Origin of the sequence: Altererythrobacter sp. B11, assembly GCF_003569745.1 — a bacterium.
Classification (GTDB): Bacteria; Pseudomonadota; Alphaproteobacteria; order Sphingomonadales; family Sphingomonadaceae; genus Croceibacterium_C.
Window position 1 is genome coordinate 211,622 of sequence record NZ_AP018498.1, and the last position, 16,409, is coordinate 228,030.

10 protein-coding genes and 1 tRNA gene are annotated in these 16,409 nt (G+C 64.4%); 6 read left to right on the forward strand and 5 right to left on the reverse strand.

The window, feature by feature from the left end:
• The first annotated feature begins 3 nt into the window (after positions 1-3).
• Together AEB_RS00935 and AEB_RS00940 are read left to right on the forward strand one after the other, a co-directional pair.
• Entirely contained in the window at positions 4-5,331 is a 5,328-nt protein-coding gene (locus tag AEB_RS00935; RefSeq protein ID WP_172592966.1) for a DEAD/DEAH box helicase, read from the forward strand.
• Positions 5,328-7,280, forward strand: coding sequence for an AAA family ATPase (locus tag AEB_RS00940; RefSeq protein ID WP_119081406.1), 1,953 nt, complete (start codon positions 5,328-5,330; stop codon positions 7,278-7,280). Before AEB_RS00935 ends, AEB_RS00940 begins: the two co-directional genes overlap by 4 nt.
• Here AEB_RS00940 and AEB_RS00945 read toward each other — a convergent pair.
• A complete protein-coding gene (locus AEB_RS00945; protein ID WP_231958839.1) occupies positions 7,264-8,283 on the reverse strand; it encodes a tyrosine-type recombinase/integrase in 1,020 nt (339 codons plus the stop codon). The two genes, AEB_RS00940 and AEB_RS00945, sit on opposite strands and share 17 nt — an antisense overlap.
• Before the next feature lie 176 nt (positions 8,284-8,459).
• A tRNA-Leu gene (locus AEB_RS00950) sits at positions 8,460-8,546 on the reverse strand.
• A 189-nt stretch (positions 8,547-8,735) separates the two neighbouring features.
• Here AEB_RS00950 and AEB_RS00955 point away from each other — a divergent pair.
• Together AEB_RS00955 and AEB_RS00960 are read left to right on the forward strand one after the other, a co-directional pair.
• Positions 8,736-9,683 (forward strand): complex I NDUFA9 subunit family protein, encoded by a 948-nt coding sequence (locus AEB_RS00955; RefSeq protein ID WP_119084377.1) that lies wholly within the window; start codon positions 8,736-8,738, stop codon positions 9,681-9,683.
• Between the two features lie 81 nt (positions 9,684-9,764).
• Positions 9,765-11,024 carry a PQQ-dependent sugar dehydrogenase gene (locus tag AEB_RS00960; protein WP_119081407.1) on the forward strand — a complete coding sequence of 420 codons (1,260 nt, stop codon included), beginning with the start codon at positions 9,765-9,767 and terminating at the stop codon, positions 11,022-11,024.
• Positions 11,025-11,094: 70 nt separating this feature from the next.
• On the opposite strand, the gene typA is transcribed toward AEB_RS00960, so the two are convergent.
• Positions 11,095-12,906: a translational GTPase TypA gene (typA, locus tag AEB_RS00965; protein WP_119081408.1), complete on the reverse strand. Its 1,812-nt coding sequence runs from the start codon at positions 12,904-12,906 to the stop codon at positions 11,095-11,097.
• A gap of 175 nt (positions 12,907-13,081) precedes the next feature.
• Between typA and AEB_RS00970 the strand changes: the two genes are divergently transcribed.
• Together AEB_RS00970 and AEB_RS00975 are read left to right on the forward strand one after the other, a co-directional pair.
• The gene (locus AEB_RS00970; protein ID WP_119081409.1) at positions 13,082-13,357 is read left to right on the forward strand and encodes a hypothetical protein; all 276 of its coding nucleotides are present in this window, start codon (positions 13,082-13,084) and stop codon (positions 13,355-13,357) included.
• Between the two features lie 89 nt (positions 13,358-13,446).
• On the forward strand, positions 13,447-13,686 hold the full coding sequence (locus tag AEB_RS00975) for a hypothetical protein (RefSeq protein ID WP_119081410.1): 240 nt from the start codon (positions 13,447-13,449) through the stop codon (positions 13,684-13,686).
• A gap of 3 nt (positions 13,687-13,689) precedes the next feature.
• On the opposite strand, the gene AEB_RS00980 is transcribed toward AEB_RS00975, so the two are convergent.
• A complete protein-coding gene (locus tag AEB_RS00980) occupies positions 13,690-14,559 on the reverse strand; it encodes an amidohydrolase family protein (protein ID WP_119081411.1) in 870 nt (289 codons plus the stop codon).
• A gap of 294 nt (positions 14,560-14,853) precedes the next feature.
• Positions 14,854-16,407 (reverse strand): HNH endonuclease family protein, encoded by a 1,554-nt coding sequence (locus AEB_RS00985; protein WP_119081412.1) that lies wholly within the window; start codon positions 16,405-16,407, stop codon positions 14,854-14,856.
• Positions 16,408-16,409 lie beyond the last annotated feature (2 nt).

A 16,409-nucleotide genomic window follows, 5' to 3' on the forward strand; every position in this document is an offset into this window, starting at 1 on the left:
CTGATGGCGGAACGCAGCGCGCTTCTCCGCGAGGAAGGGCTCATCTTTCAGGAGCCGCTTCTCGAGACATTGCTGCCCTACCCGGACGGGCCGACCATTGCCGAGGCATGCGCAGCCGCAGGCGTGGACGAGCGCTCGGCCGAGCGGCTTTCCCATATGCTGTTTCCCGACGCGCCGAACCGGCGCCTGCGCCCCCATCAGGCACAGTCGCTGCGCGTATCGCTATCTCGCAACCCCGAGGCCAAGCGCAATGTCGTGGTCACCACCGGCACTGGATCGGGCAAGACGGAGTGCTTCCTCCTGCCGATCCTTGCCCGGCTCCTGGTTGAATCGCGGGAATGGGGCACGCCCGCCCCGATCAATCCCTGGTGGGAGGATGCTGGCGCGCAAGGGCCTTGGCGGCACCTGCGCGAGGCCGGGCAGCGGCCCAGCGCGCTGCGTGCGATTGTCCTCTATCCGACCAACGCGCTGGTCGAGGATCAGGTGACGCGCCTCCGCCGCGCGCTCCAGGCCTCGGTGGAGACGCCCGGCGCCCCCGCTTTCTACTTCGGCCGCTATACCGGCGTCACGCTTGGCAACCAGACGCTGCCGGCGCTGGCTGACAATCCGTCCACGCAGGAGGTCGCCCAGCAGATTCGTGCGATCGAGGCTGAGCTGCGCGGTATCCGAGGGCGCGAGGCCGACCTCATCTCGCAATTCTCCGACCCGCGATCGGGCGAGATGCTCACTCGGTGGGACATGGTGAGCGCCGCGCCGGATGTGATGGTCACCAACTTCTCGATGCTCAACATCATGCTGATGCGCGATGCCGAGGAGCCGATGCTCGCCTCCACGAGGCGCTGGCTCGAGGAGGACCGCTCGCGCTGCCTGACGCTAGTTGTCGATGAGCTTCACAGCTACCGGGGCACCCAGGGCACCGAGGTTGCGCTTGTGGTGCGCAACCTCCTCCGTCGCCTGGGGCTGGCGCCCACCTCGCCTCAGCTGCGGTGCATCGCCACCAGCGCCAGCCTCGATGGCCAGGCAGGCCAGGACTATGTCGAGCAGTTCTTCGGCGTTCCGCAGGAGACATTCGAGATCATCGAGGGGAATCCGGTGCCGCCGCCGGCGCATCGGCGACTCGCGGCAGCAGATCTTGCTGGGCTCAGCGGCCTGGGCAGCGAGGCGCTGGCTCAGGCGGCGCAGGAGCGCGGGCTGATCGATGCGCTTGCAGGTGCGGCGCTCAGCGACGGGGATGACCGTCCCAAGCCGATCAGCGCGGTCCGCGATGCGCTGCTCCAGGACCCGGACGACGATCAGGCCATCGCGGCGATGGAGGGGCTGCTCGCGAGCATAGGCGAGGTCGATCCGGGCTTCACCTCGCCTCGGTTCCGGGCGCATGCGCTGGTGCGAATGATCCGCGGCTTCTGGGCCTGCAGCAACCCGGGATGCGACCAGGTGGAGGAAATCTTCCGCAGCGATGGGCGCCAGATCGGCAAGCTTTACCCAGCGCCGCGCGCCCGGTGCGGCTGCGGCGCGCGCGTGCTCGAGCTTCTCTACTGCTTCCAATGCGGCGAGCCTTTTCTCGGAGGCTTTGTAAGCAGCGACGGCAGCGCCCCCGCGCCCGCAGACGAATGGTACCTGAACGCGGGCCCGCGATCGGTTCCAGCACGCGAGGTCGAGCTCGTGTTCCGTCGTCGCTACGGGCAATATATGTGGTACTGGCCGCGCCCCGCGCCGTCGGGCTCGGGCTGGTCCCGGACGCCGCCAAGCGCACAGGGCCCGGTCCGCTTCTCTTTCGACAATGCGGTGCTGGACCACGGGCTTGGGCTGCTGCGTAAGGCGAGACGCTCGGAGCAGCCTACCGGCTGCTTCATGCGGGTAGCGCGACAGCCCGAGCACGACGCCGCAATTGTGCCTGCGCTGCCCGATCGCTGCCCGCATTGCAGCGAGAAGGGCTACAATCCTGACAGCCCGATCTTCTTCAGCGGCATCGTGCGCACCCCCATCCGTGCGCACACCACCGGCACCGGTCAGATCACCCAGATTCTCACGGACCGGCTCGTCGGCACGCTCGGCGAGCGAGGCACGCCCGCACGGACCATCGTTTTCACCGACAGCCGCGACGACGCCGCCAAGGTCGGCGCGGGGCTTGAGCATAATCATTACCGGGACCTGATGCGCCAGCTGCTCAGGCGCGCGATCGCGCCGCGGCAGCAGCGCTCGATCGCGATGCTGATGCGCGAGGGCGCTGCCGGCCTTCCGCTGGACCAGGCTGAGGCGGAGCGGCTAGCGCGCGCTCGAACGCAGCATCCCGAGGCATGGGCGGCATACCGGCTGCAGGCGCGAGGGGTGTCGGAGCCCGATGATGAGGCAGTGATCGCCCAGCTGGAGAGCGCCGTTGCCGCGGCGCCTGACCCCTCCTGGGGCGAGGTGCTTCATGAGATCGAGCGCGAGATGGTCGCACTCGGCGTCAACCCGCCGGGGCCCAAGGTATCGCTGCGCTCGATCCAGGGCATCGACTGGTGGCGCTTCTACGATCCTCCCGCCGGTGAATGGGATCGCCTTCCCCCAGGACCTCTCGATGCGCGCGCGCATCGCCACCAGCTGGTGCTGGCGCATGAGCTTGCCGATGTCATCTATGACCGCGCCGGCCGTGATCTGGAGTCGATCGGCGCAGCGTTCCTCGCGCCTTCCCAGGCGCTGGAAGGGCGGATCCCCCTTCCGGGCAGCGTAGCGAGCGAGGTCCTCGCCTCCGCGATCCGGATCATCGGGCTGCAGAAAGGCTATAATGAGGATCCGACAGCCTCGGCGGGCGGGTTCGTGCGCACGGACATGCCGCCAAGGCTGCGTGATTACCTCGAGGCGGTCGCGCTCCTGCATCAAGCTGACGCCGCGCAGCTGAAGCAGGAGGTTGAGCAGGCCCTTCAGGACGCGGGCATTGTGAGCAGCGAGTGGAAGATCCGCACCGAGCGTACCGGCGACCTGCCGCTTGTGTTCCGCTTGCCGGCCCGCGAGGTCGCCTATCGCTGCATGCGATGCGCGCGAGTCCATTGCCATCGTAGCGCCGGTATCTGCACCAATCACGCTTGCCTTCGGTCGGAACTGGCCGAGATCCCGCGCGAGGCTGACATCGACGACTATTATGGCTGGCTGTCGCGCCAAGAGGCGCACCGGCTGCGCGTCGAGGAGCTCACCGGCCAGACCAAACCGCTCGAGGAGCAGCGACGGCGCCAGCGCCAGTTCAAGGGCGCGCTGCTGGGTCCGCCGCGCGAGCATCCGCTGATCAGCAGCATCGACGTGCTGAGCGTGACGACGACAATGGAGGTCGGCGTCGACATCGGATCGCTGCAAAGCGTGGTGATGGCGAACGTCCCGCCGCAGCGATTCAACTATCAGCAGCGCGTCGGCCGGGCCGGCCGTGCCGGCCAGCCATTCTCGTTCGCGGTGACGCTCTGCCGCGACCGGACGCATGACGACTATTATTTCAGCAATGCGCGGAGAATGACCGGCGACCCGCCGCCGCAGCCTTATCTTGACCTACGCCAGGACGATATCGTGCGGCGCGTGATCGCGGCAGAGCTGCTTCGGCGTGCTTTTCTCTCGCTGCCCGCCGACCAGCGACCGGGGAGGACAAAGGACAGCAACCATGGCAGCTTCGGGCGGCGTGGCGATTGGCAGCAGCGCTATCGCGCCCCGGTTGCAGCCTGGCTTGTTGGCGCACCCGAGATCCCGGAGGTTGTCGAGGGCCTGCTCGCATGCAGCCCCGGGGACGTAGCTGCCCGCGCTGCCAGGATCATCACTTGGGCGCGCAGCGAGCTGGTGGATAGGATAGATCAGGCTGTGCGTGATGATCGCCTAATCCAGGAGGAGTTGAGCGAGCGGCTCGCGACTGCTGGCCTGCTGCCGATGTTTGGCTTTCCGACAAGGGTCCGCCCGCTCTACGAGCGTCCCCCGCGGAGCCGGCGCGATGACGAGGCAGCCAAGGTGTCGGACCGGCCGATGGACATGGCCATCTCAAGCTTCTCGCCGGGCGCGGAGACGCTCAAGGACAAGATGATCCACGTTGCCTGCGGGTTCGCGGCCTATAATTTCCGGGGGCCGCACGTGATCCCGATCGATCCGCTTGGCCAGGCGGTCACGCTGTCGCGCTGCCGCAGCTGCGACGCAACTGAGCTTGGCGCCAGTGAGCCCGGCCCGTGCACGGTCTGCGGCACAGCAACCGAGATCGTCTCGATGCACGAGCCGCGGGGATTCCGGACACTCAACGATCCGATCGACTATGATGAGCAGGCTGAGCGAGGGCCTATGCTGCCGCCGCCGCAGCTTGGGCTGATGCCGCCCGATGAGCCCGGCCTCACGCTGGGCGGCTTGACGCTGCAGCCCATGCCCAGCGTCCCTGTCGTGTTGCTCAACGACAATAATGGCCGCCTGTTCACAGCGACCCGGGATCGCGACAGCGTCAATGTGTGGGACCCGTCGCTCTACTCGCCGAAGGTCGATCTTGGCGGTCGCGCGATGCGGGATGACCTGCGCTTCGCGATCGGCAGCCTCAAGACCACTGACATCCTGCTGATGGCCTTGCGGTCAGCGGAGGTTCCCGGGCCCGATAGCGTCATCGACGTCGCCGCGTTGCCAGCCGGCTTGGCCCTGATCTGGTCCTTCACCGAGCTTCTTCGGCGTGCCGCGGGGACCGTGCTCGACATCGACCCCTCCGAGCTTCAGGCGGGTCTTCAGCCGATGCGCGTCGGTGCCAGCCAGACGCGCCGGATATTCCTCGCGGACAGCCTCGAGAACGGCGCCGGCTATGCCCGGCAGCTGGCGCTGCCGGCGCGGATGGAGGAGGTGCTGGAGGCCATGCGGACAGGATCTGCAGCGCGCTTTATGAGTGCGAGGCATCGCCGCGACTGCGACAGTTCCTGCCCAGACTGCCTGCGCAGCTACGACAATCGTTTCCTTCATTCCCTGCTCGACTGGCGGCTCGCGCTCGACGCAGCGGATCTCGCCGCCGGGCTTCCGCTCGAAACGTCACGCTGGCTTGGCGATCAGGACGCAGAGGCGGCGGCATTCGCCAGAACGATTGGGAGCGACCGGCTGCCGATTATCGCGCGGCGAGCCGGGACGCTAATGACGCTCGAGGCTCCCTCTACCGGCTCAGTCCTCATTCTCGCGCACCCCCTATGGCGGGGCATCAACGAGCTTGCCCACTGGACCATCGCGCAGCGCGAGGCGGTCGATGCGATCCTCGCTGAAGGGAACGATGTGACCATCGACTTCATGGATATGTGGCAGCTTCGGCGCTCACCGGAGAAAGCATTCCTGAAGCTCGCCCAGCCAGCAGGCTTCTCTGCATGATCGAGATCATCGGCCCAGAGGATCGTGAGGAGCGTCGCTACGCCGAGCGGTTGGCAGCAAGGTTCCGTGAGGCTTGGCCGGACATTGAGGAGAGCGATGACCTGATCAAGATCGCCGCTTGCGCCAAGGTCTTCGGTGGCCGCGTGCAGGACATTGACCTTGTCGTGCTGGCGCGCCTCAACGGGCGTCGCTTCCGGCCTCGGCGGATTGTCACCATCCAGGAGCGCGAGGGCAACCAGGAGCATCTTGGCGAGATCGGCCTTCGCAACATTGTCCTGACCATCGAGCTCAAGAGCCAGGATCCGCGCAATGTCCGGTTCGATGGCCTCGGCGTGTCGGTATTCTACCAGCGCGACGGCTGGAAGAGCGCGACCGAGCAGTCGGTTGAGCAGATGCACGCATTCCTCAGCGACTGCGAGCAGCGCGTCCAGGCTACGCCATGGGCGATCAACCTGGTCGCGCTCCAGAATGTGGAGGAGGCGGCATTGCCGCGCCGCCCGCATAATATCCTGGCAGGAAATCAAGGGCTGGGGTCGATCCTGACCGCGCTGGCCGAGCTGAAGATGCCCTATCGCGGCGCCGGCTCGATCCCGCAGCTGTCCTGCTGCAGCGATGATATCGCCGACAAGCTCGAGCGCCTGCCCATCTTCACGCCGCTTAAGCCGACCCAACTCGACCGACGTCGCATGGAGCGTCTGGCGCAGCGCGCGCCGCAGCTTGATGCCCTGGAAGGCGATCTGGGGCAGAACGCGTTCATCCTCCGCGGGCATGGAGGCACCGGCAAGACCAGCCTGCTTCTCAACCTCGCAAGCCGCTCCTACCAGGAGCGTGGCGCTCGCTCTCTGCTGCTGACCTACAACCAGGCGCTTGCCGCGGACCTGCGACGGCTGATGGCCCTCACCGCGACCCCCGGCTCCGACGATGCTGGTGGCATTCGCGTCGAGACGGTGATGACGCTCGTCGGCCGGGTCCTGCAGCGCTTCGACTTGCTGCGCGAGGACGAGGATCTGCTGGCAGAATATGCTGCGCGCGCAAGGACGCTTGCTGAGTTGCTGGCGAGTGGCGACATCTCCGAGGAGGACCTGGCTGAGCTTCGTCGGCGCGAGCCGGACCTGTTCCGCTTTGATCATGTGCTGATCGACGAGGGCCAGGACTGGCCGCCGAGCGAGATCGAGATCATTCGCTCGGTCTTCGGGCCGGAGCGTATTGTGGTAGCCGATGGGATCGACCAGCTTGTGCGCGGCGATCCAGCGAGTTGGCGCTATGGTCCGGACGGAGGCCTCATCAAGGTTGAGCGGCTGAGGCAGAGCCTGCGCATGAAGAGCAACCTTGCGACCTTCGCGAGGTTTGTCGCGGCTGAACTGGGGCTCCCGGGCTGGGATCTGCGTCACAATGACGAGGCGCCGGGCGGCAAGGTGCTGCTGCTGGAGGGCGATCTTCTTCGCGTGCCCGAATTCCACCACGCGTTGCTCGCGGAAGCTGCCGCGGCCGGCAACAGCCCGATTGATTGCCTCTATGTCGTTCCGCCCGAGCTCGCGCGGATCGGGGGGGACGGCATGAGCGGGATGGCAAGCTTCCTCGCAGGCCAAGGCATCAGCTGCTGGGATGGGACAGCTTATGATATCCGGCGGGATATGCCGCGCGACGTGATGGCGCCCCGGATCGTCCAGTATGAAAGCTGCCGCGGACTGGAAGGCTGGACTGTGCTCGCGGCTGGGCTCGATCGCTTCTGGGAATACCGCATTGCAGCCGCCATGGCTGCACGCGCCGAGGCGCTTGCGCCTGCCGAGGAAGCGGCACGCCAGCGGGCGGCGCAGTGGATGATGATCCCTTTGTCGCGGGCAATGGATACCCTGGTGCTCAATGTCACACGCCCTGACAGCGAGATCGGCAGGATCCTGGAGCGGGCCGCGCGTGCCCTGCCCGACATCGTTAGCTGGGTAAAATAGGCTTCCCGAGTTCAGCGATATTCTCGCGCGGGCTCGCCGCAATCGTACGCGCTACAGTTCGAATGGCGCGCCGACCGTAAGCGCGCCGGGGCTTGCCGAGGCAAGGGAACAGGTATTTCCACCAGTGCGTGTGCTCGTGCAGCTCTTTGAGCATCCCAATCACCTGCCGCGAGAGCGGCACGCGGTGCGGGCGCCGCATCTTCATCCGCTCTGCCGGGATGAACCAGATGGCCTCGTCGAAGTCGATGTCCGTCCATTCCGCCTGTCGGAGTTCGCCGGGGCGTAGCAGCACATGCGGCGAGAGGCGCATGGCCATGACTGTTACCTTGTGCCCGCTGTAGCCGTCGATCGCACGGAGCAGCATACCGACCTCGGATGGCCGGGTGATCGCCGCGAAGTGCTTCACCTTGGGAACTGCGATCGCACCGCGAAGGTCGGCCGCCACATCCTTGTCGCACCGGACCGTCGCAACGCCATAGCGGAACACGCGGCTGAGCACGCTGCGCATGCGCCGTGCGCTTTCGTAGGCGCCGGTCGCCTCGACCTTGCGAAGGACGGCGAGCGCCTCGTGCGGGGTGATCTGCGCGATCGGGATCGTGCCGATCAATGGATAGGCCTTGGCGAGCAACCACCGAATCTTGTCGACCGTTACCGGCGCGAGACCATCCCGCTCGCATTTGACGAGCCACTCCTCGGCCACCGCCTGGAAGGTGTTGGCGGCAGCGTATTTGGCAGCGATCCGCGCGCGCTTTTTCTCCTGCGCCGGATCGATCCCATCGGCAATCTTCCTCTTGGCCTCGTCTCGCCGGGCGCGCGCTTCCGCGAGGCTTATGGTTGGCCATCCGCCGAGATGAAGTTTCTTCTGCTTGCCGAGGAAGCGGTAGTTGAAGCGCCATAGCTTCGAGCCGTTGGGCTGGATGACCAGATACAGGCTTTGAGAATCGCTCAGGGTCCAAGCCTTCTCTCTCGCCTTGGCGGCATTGATTTGGATGTAGGTCAGCATGGTCGTTTTCCCAGCAAGGCCGGGTCGATCCGAGGGCAACAAAAAGGGCAGCATTTGTGGTCGCTGCACATGCCCTTAGCCGGATTTCGCCGGACGGTGTCTGGCGATTCTCGGTCTAAAAATGCTGTGAAACCAGCCGCTTACTGGACGCTACTGGACGTATCCAGAGCCAGTATTGGTGCCCAGAAGAGGACTCGAACCTCCACGGGGTTGCCCCCGCCGCCACCTGAAGACGGTGCGTCTACCAATTCCGCCATCTGGGCACCGGAAGCTGCGCGATCGCTGATCGTGCTGCAGGTAGGGGCGGGCCGATAGCGAAGGGGGGTGGGGGTTGTCAACGACTGTTCGTGCAGGAAATCGCGATACGGCTCGTGCTTGCAGCGGCGCCACGCTTGCGGCATGGCCTGCGCGACAGGCAGGGCTCGCTGCAGACAGGCTGGTTGAACGAAGACATGGCGCATTTGGAACCTCTCGAAGACAGGCTCGTGGTCCTCATCGGCGGGGCGGGCTTTCTCGGCACGCTGGTGGCGCAGGAGCTGCTGAAGCGCGGCGCGCGCGTGCGCATCGCCGATCGGCACCCTGAAAAAGCCTTCCGCCTGAAGCCGCTCGCCAATCTCGGGCAGATCCAGTTCACCCGCTGCAGCGTCACCCATGCAGCCAGCATGGAAGCCGCGATCAGTGGCGCTTATGCGGTCGTCTATCTGGTGGGCACCTTCGGGGCCGGGCAGGCCGCGCTGCAGGCTGACGGCGCCGGGCTGGCTGCGCGCGTCGCCGCAGAGCAAGGCGTGGAGAACTTCGCCTATGTCTCGGCCATCGGCGCCGATCCGACCTCTCAGAGCGGCTATGCCAGCACCAAGGGTCAAGGTGAAGAGCAGGTGCGCGCCGCCTTCCCCCGCGCCAGCATCCTGCGGCCGAGCGTACTGTTCGGCGAGGACGACAATTTCATCAATTTGTTCGCCGGGGTGATCCGCACCTTCCCGATTGTGCCGGTGTTCGCACCCGAAGCGAAGCTGCAGCCGCTGTGGGTGGAGGACGCCGCCAATGCGGTGGTCAACGCCGTGGCCGAGCCGGAGCGGCACGGCGGCAAGGTTTTCGAGATCGCCGGCCCGGAAGTGCTGACCATGATGGAACTGCATCGGCAGATCGCCCGGGCGCAGGCGCGCGAACGGCTGCTGGTGCCGGTGCCCGATGGCCTGGCAGGCATCTTTGCCGCCCTGCCCGGCACCCCGCTGGGTTCGGACCAGCTCAGCCTGCTGCGCAAGGGCAGCGTCGCGTCGGGAGAGCTTCCCGGATGCAAGCAGCTCGGCATCGTGCCGCGCCCGCTGGAGCTGTTCCTCGACCGGTGGATGACGCGCTATCGCAAATATGGCCGCTTCACCGAGACGGCGGAAACGGCCTGATCGCACCGCCCGCTGCGGCGGGCGATTGTGCAGCCCGGCGCGGCGCTCTAGGACGTCCTGAAACCCACAAGGGAGGACGGGATGAGGCGAGTGATCCGGGCCGCCGCGCTGGCGGCGCTGGCCATTGCAACCACGGTACAGGCGCAGGACGACAAGCCTGCAAGGGCGGCGCCACCGCCCGGCTTCCAGACTGCACCGCTGGGCGAAGGGCCGTGGGATCTGGATAGCGAGATGGCGCGCATCCACGTGGAGGTGGTCGCGCGCAGGCTGGATCATCCCTGGAGCCTGGCGATCCTGCCCGATGGCGACATGCTGGTGACCGAACGGCCCGGCCGGCTGCGCGTGCTGCGCGGGGGCATGCTCGATCCGCAGCCGATCGAAGGGCTACCGCCGGTCTACAGCGCCGGCCTCGCCGGGCTGATGGACGTGGCGCTCCACCCCGATTTCGCACGCAACCACCTGATCTACCTCAGCTATTCCAAGCCCGATCCGGATAGCCCGCAGAATGCCACGCTGGCCGTGCTGCGCGCGCGGTGGGACGGCGGGAGCACGCTGTCTGATGTGCGCGACATCTTCGTCGCCGATGCCTGGTACGGCAAGCCGCCGCTGCCCGCGCGCTGCTGCGGGCAGGGTCCCTCCTTCGGCAGCTTCGGGGGCCGCATCGCCTTCGGGCCTGACGGCTATCTCTATGTCACCAGCGGCGACCGGAACTATGGCGAGAAGGTGCAGGATAGCACCAACCATTTCGGCAAGATCCTGCGCCTGACGGACGAGGGGAAGCCGGCGCCGGGCAATCCGTTTAGCGGCAAGGAGGGCTGGCGGCCGGAGATCTGGTCCACCGGGCATCGCAATCCGCTGGGCCTCTCCTTCGACTCCGCGACCGGCCGGCTGTGGGAGACGGAGTTCGGCCCGCGGGGCGGCGACGAGCTGAATCTCATTGAAAAGGGGGCGAATTACGGCTGGATCGAGGTGACGCAGGGGCATCACTACAATGGCGAGCCGGCCCAGCATATCCGCGGCGTCGAAGGCATGACGGACCCGGTGTTCGCCTTCGGCCCGCCCTCGATCAATCCCGGCAATATCGCCGTCTATCACGGCGCGCTGTTCCCCGGCTGGGAGGGCGATCTGCTGATGCCGACCATGAGCAAGTCATTGGTTCGCATGGAGATTGGCGCCAATGGCGCGGTGACGGCGATGGAGTTGATGCTGCAGGAGCCGAAGCAACGCTATCGCGACGTGAAACTGGGGCCGGACGGGGCCGTCTACCTGCTCACCGACGAGAAGGACGGGGCGCTGCTGAAGCTCACCCCGGCCGCCGCAGCGGCGCCGGAGGCCCGCTGAACGCCGTCGCCGCACGCCCGCAGCACCGGTTCTGCAAGGCCGGTGCTGCGATCGTGCAATTGTTTATTCATCACCCGGCGGAGCGGGCAGCCTTCTTCCGCTCGTGCGGATCGAGGTAGCGCTTGCGCAGCCGGATGCTCTTGGGCGTCACTTCCACCAGCTCGTCATCCTGGATGTAGGCGATCGCCTGCTCCAGAGTCATGCGGCGCGGTGGGGTGAGGCGGATGCCTTCATCCTTGCCGCTGGCGCGGAAGTTCGTCAGCTGCTTGGACTTGAGCGGATTGACTTCCAGATCCTGCGGCTTGGCATTCTCGCCGATGATCATGCCCTGATAGAGCGCTTCGCCCGGGCTGATGAACAGGATGCCGCGATCCTCCAGCGCGTTCAGCGCATAGGCCACTGCATCGCCCTGCTCCATCGAGATCAGCACGCCGTTCTGGCGCCCGGTGATCGGGCCCTTGTAGGGGCCGTATTTCTCGAACAGCCTGTTCATGATGCCGGTGCCGCGCGTGTCGGAGAGGAATTCGCCGTGATAGCCGATCAGGCCGCGGCTGGGGGCGGAGAAGGTGAGGCGCGTCTTGCCCGCGCCGCTGGGGCGCATGTCGGTCATCTCCGCCTTGCGCAGCGCCATCTTCTCAACGACCGTGCCGGAGAATTCATCGTCCACATCGACGACGACGGTCTCATAGGGCTCTTCCCGGCCCTCCGGCCCGTCGCGGAACAGCACGCGGGGGCGGCTGATGGACAGTTCGAAGCCTTCGCGGCGCATGTTCTCGATCAGCACGCCCAGCTGCAATTCGCCGCGGCCCGCGACTTCGAAGGCGTCCTTCTCGGCGCTTTCGCTGATGCGGATGGCGACATTGCTTTCCGCCTCCCGCTCCAGCCGGTCACGGATCACGCGGCTCTGCACCTTGTCGCCGTCGCGGCCCGCATAGGGGCTGTCGTTCACGGCAAAGGTCATGGAGAGCGTCGGCGGATCGATCGGCTGCGCGTGGATCGGCGCCGAAACCGTGGACGAGCACAGCGTGTTGGACACGGTGGCGGTGGTGAGGCCGGCGATGGCGACGATGTCGCCCGCCTGCGCATGCAGCACCGGCACGCGTTCCAGCCCCTGGAAGGCGAAGACCTTGGTGGCGCGGCCCGCTTCCACCTGGTTGCCGTTCACATCCAGCGCCTTGATCGGCATGCCCACTTCCAGCCGACCGCTTTCGATGCGGCCGGTGAGGATACGGCCAAGGAAGCTGTCGCGGTCGAGCAGCGTCGCCAGCATGGCGAATTCGCCATCGGGATCGAGATCGGGCTGCGGCACATGGCCCACGATCGCTTCGAACAGCGGGGTCAGATCGCCTTCGCGCACATCTTCGGTCAGCCCGGCAAAGCCGGCCCGGCCCGAGGCATAGAGCACGGGGAAATCGAGCTGTTCGTCATTGGCGTCGAGATTGACGAACAGGTCGAACACCTCGTCCAGCACTTCGGTCGGCCGCGCGTCGGAGCGGTCGATCTTGTTGACCACCACGATCGGGCGCAGGCCGAGGCCCAGCGCCTTACCGGTGACGAACTTGGTCTGCGGCATCGGCCCTTCGGCCGCGTCCACCAGCAGGATCACGCCATCCACCATGGAGAGGATGCGTTCCACCTCGGCGCCGAAATCGGCGTGGCCGGGCGTATCCACGATGTTGATCCGGTTGCCCTGCCATTCCACGCTGGTGCACTTGGCCAGAATGGTAATGCCGCGTTCCTTCTCCAGATCGTTGGAGTCCATCGCGCGCTCTTCCACGCGCTGGTTGTCGCGGAAGGTGCCGGACTGGCGGAACAATTGATCGACAAGCGTGGTCTTGCCGTGATCGACGTGGGCGATGATCGCCACGTTGCGCAGGCTCATGGGTTTTCTTCTCGTCTGGAGGAATATTTGGCGCGCCCCTACCTGTAATGTGGCGCCGCAACAAGCCCGGCGTGCTGTGGCGGGCGGAAACCACCCGCCGCGCCCGGCGTTCATCCCCCTGAGGCCCGCCCGCACGCGCACCGCATGCGCAGGCCGGACAAGAGAGGGAACCCGCATGAAAACCATCACCACCGCCCGGATCGCCGTTCCGTTCACCGCCCTTGCCCTGCTGCTCGCCTCCTGCGGCGAAAGCCCGGCGGAAAAGCAGGTGAACGAACAGGCCGAAGCCATCGACAAATCCTACGATGCGCAGGCGGATGTGGTGGAATCGCTGGCTGAAGGCGCGCCCAAGGCGGAGCAGCAGGCCGCCGAACAGCGCGCCGATGCGCTGCGCGAAAAGGGCGACGAGGTGGAGGATCACCTCAAGGACATGGCCGACAAGGAGCTGTGACCGGCGGCGCATGACCGCGCCCCGGGGAACGTTCCCGGCATCAAACCGGTTTCGTAAGTCCAACAAGAAGAACCGTACGGAGTTTAATCATGAGAACACTCAGCCTTTGCGCCGCCGCCGGGGGCGCGGCCCTGATGCTTTCCGCCTGCGATGTGGAGCAGACGAAGGAAGGCGAAGCGCCCGAAGTGAGCGTGGATGCAGGCGAGTTGCCCGAATATGATGTCGATGCGCCCGATGTGAACGTGCGCACCGAGGAAAAGACGGTGGAAGTGCCGGTGGTGGACGTCGATGAACCTGACGCGGGCGTCAAGGGCACCGACGAACAGTAAGCCTCAATCGGACCAGTAGAGCTGCTCGGGGTTCGCCACGAGCAGCTTCTGCTGCAATTCCGCGGTCGGGGCGATCCGCGGGATCATGTCCACCAGATGCCCATCGTCCGGCAGGATCGACTGCTGGTTCGGATGCGGCCAGTCCGTCCCCCAGATGCAGCGATCGGGATAATCCGCCACCAGCGGGGCCACCGCTTCGGCGAACTGGTTCCACGGGTCGCCGCTCGGGTCCAGCCGATCGGGACAGGTGGGCTTGAAGTGAATGTCCGGCCGGCTGTCCAGCAGCGCGCGGAATGCCTTCATATCCGGTCCGTCCGGCCCCTGCGTCACATCGGGGCGGCCCATGTGGTCGATCACGATCGGCACGGGGATGGCGTCCATGAAGGGGCGCAGCTCCTCCAGAATATCCGCCTCGAAATAGATCACCACATGCCAGCCGGCGGGCAGGCGGCGGCTGACTTCCAGGAACTTGTCCTTCGGCGCATTGTCCACCAGCCGCTTCAGGAAGTTGAAGCGGATGCCGCGCATCCCGCCATCATGCAGCGCGGCCAGTTCCTCGTCCGAAATCGCCGGATCGACCACCGCGACCCCGCGCGCCTTGCCGTTCGAGCGGGCGATGGCGTTCAGCGTGGCCGAATTGTCCGTGCCGTGGCAGCTCGCCTGCACGATCACATTCTTCGCAAAGCCCAGATGATCGCGCAGCGCGAACAGCATCTCCGGCCCGGCGTCTTCGGGCAGATACTTCGCCTTGGGGCTGAAGGGGAACTGCGCCATCGGGCCGAAGACATGGCAATGCGCATCCACCGCGCCGGGGGGCGGCGTGTATTTCGGCTTGCTCGGGTTCGAATGCCAGCTGGTGATGCGGTCGGTCATGCTCTCTCCATCGGCGCGCGTCCTTCGACAGGCTCAGGACGAGCGGGTCTGTAGCCCCGCGCCCCCGCCCGCCGAACCGATCGGCAGCATGGCAGCGCGTGATTCGCCCCGCCTATATCCACTTTCCGCGCCCGCGCAAAAGTGGGGAGCGATGGGAGGGCTGGGTCAGGAGATGGGGCGCAGGCGGAGGACGGCGGCGGTCAGAGCGTTTAAGGTGTAGTCAGCGCCACTACACCCGTTTTCCTCTGCGCCGAATTGGCCGGTGGCGAGGCCACAATCTGGCAATTACGATTATTAGTTCTTTATTGAGTTACAATAAGGATGCGTGATCTGACAATTCTCTTCGCCCCCCGCTCCACCGTCTGCCTTACGAATGATGTGGTCATACGATGCCGACTTTGTGGGATCAAGATAACCTCCACAAAGCGGACATTTTATTGCTTGCTTGAGGGACTCCCTGAGAAATGCGTAACTTTTAGCATCGTCTGAGAACTCAGCGCCGGGTTTAGACTGTATCGTATACAGCCTACTCTCTAACCCTAGGATCTGGGCAAAATCATTAGGAGTGATCGTAGATTCCAAATCATTGGAACGATCAAAAACATATTCTAACGCCTTCTGACTACCTTCAATGCGCGCCTTACTTCCTAAGGCAGATATGAGAAGAGTCAGAATTCCTTTATGCTCAATTAGTATTTGCTCAATCTTTTCTCGTCTTTCCGTAAACTTCCTGAACCAAAAAGAATCATTCGAAAGCGTTTTCTCTGCGATAATACTAAACATCGCCAGCATCAGAGGCGGGTAATGCCTACCCTTGGATGTATAGAAATATACAAATGGATGAAGGCCTAAACTCTTCGGTTTATTGCCGATCATTCGCCCGACAATTTTGTCTAATTGATCTAGTATGACGAGGGTCTGGGAGCCGTCGGGATCAACATCAAACCTTTCGAGCGGCCGCCCCTCTCGATCCGATAGCTGCGCGAGAGTAATCAAAAGATCTAGAGCATTGGTGATGGAGCTCGTACCCCCGAGGGGCAAGTCGATCGTTTTTAAAGGCGAACTTACTTCGGGAGAAAATAGCGCTTTATGCAGACTTTGCGCTTTTTCACTTATATTTTGCTGTACTGCTTCTTCGAATTTCGACCAATATTTGTGCCCTGTGGCTGCGCGCACGACAGAACGCGCTGCAATCGCCGGAGCCTTCCTCCGATGCTTTAATATACGAGTTTCAACGGGATCTAGCACCGAACCTTGCGTGTTTATTTTGAAGAATGAAGATTCTGCTTTGTCTGCGTCCCCGACGATCCATTGGACCTGCAATCCCCGAGTAGCGAAATTCATTATACGGGGGTCTACGCTGCCCTCTTCACTGCTATTAAGCTTGGCCTGAAAATGCAGGAACGTTCCCGCCCGCCTTTCAACTTCTAAGCGAGCCTGCCGCGCTAAGCGCTTTTGAGCGTTTGTCAGTTCACCTTTGAAGAAGCTATGGGATCGTGGTCCGTCTCCATAGTCATCTTGCGCCCAAGCTAACAGCGCACTCAATCTGTGGCCGCCATCAATCACGAAAATATGAGTATCTGACTTCCACAAGATAACTGCAGGGATCAACTCGCCTTCCAAGAAGCTCTCGATAAACATCGCGATCTGCGACGTTTTCCAGTGCGTTGTTTCCCGCTGAAAATCTGGCTTTCTAAGCAATTTAGGTAACCAGGCGCCATCACCTACAACATCTTTGAGAGCGATCTTCTCAAAGTTGTCCGAGGCTTGAGATGCCATTTTTCCGGCGCTACTGGCGAAATCAGAGCGCGAGATCATGGCATCTAGATTGACAGTGTTTGTGCTCATAC

Excerpts from the sequence above, each read along its gene's own strand:
- AEB_RS00935 (WP_172592966.1), top strand. The coding sequence starts at position 4 with ATGGCGGAACGCAGCGCGCTTCTCCGCGAGGAAGGGCTCATCTTTCAG.
- AEB_RS00960 (WP_119081407.1), top strand. The coding sequence starts at position 9,765 with ATGAGGCGAGTGATCCGGGCCGCCGCGCTGGCGGCGCTGGCCATTGCA.
- AEB_RS00985 (WP_119081412.1), bottom strand. The coding sequence starts at position 16,407 with ATGAGCACAAACACTGTCAATCTAGATGCCATGATCTCGCGCTCTGAT.
- AEB_RS00970 (WP_119081409.1), top strand. The coding sequence starts at position 13,082 with ATGAAAACCATCACCACCGCCCGGATCGCCGTTCCGTTCACCGCCCTT.
- AEB_RS00955 (WP_119084377.1), top strand. The coding sequence starts at position 8,736 with ATGGCGCATTTGGAACCTCTCGAAGACAGGCTCGTGGTCCTCATCGGC.
- typA (WP_119081408.1), bottom strand. The coding sequence starts at position 12,906 with ATGAGCCTGCGCAACGTGGCGATCATCGCCCACGTCGATCACGGCAAG.
- AEB_RS00975 (WP_119081410.1), top strand. The coding sequence starts at position 13,447 with ATGAGAACACTCAGCCTTTGCGCCGCCGCCGGGGGCGCGGCCCTGATG.
- AEB_RS00940 (WP_119081406.1), top strand. The coding sequence starts at position 5,328 with ATGATCGAGATCATCGGCCCAGAGGATCGTGAGGAGCGTCGCTACGCC.
- AEB_RS00945 (WP_231958839.1), bottom strand. The coding sequence starts at position 8,283 with ATGCTGACCTACATCCAAATCAATGCCGCCAAGGCGAGAGAGAAGGCT.
- AEB_RS00980 (WP_119081411.1), bottom strand. The coding sequence starts at position 14,559 with ATGACCGACCGCATCACCAGCTGGCATTCGAACCCGAGCAAGCCGAAA.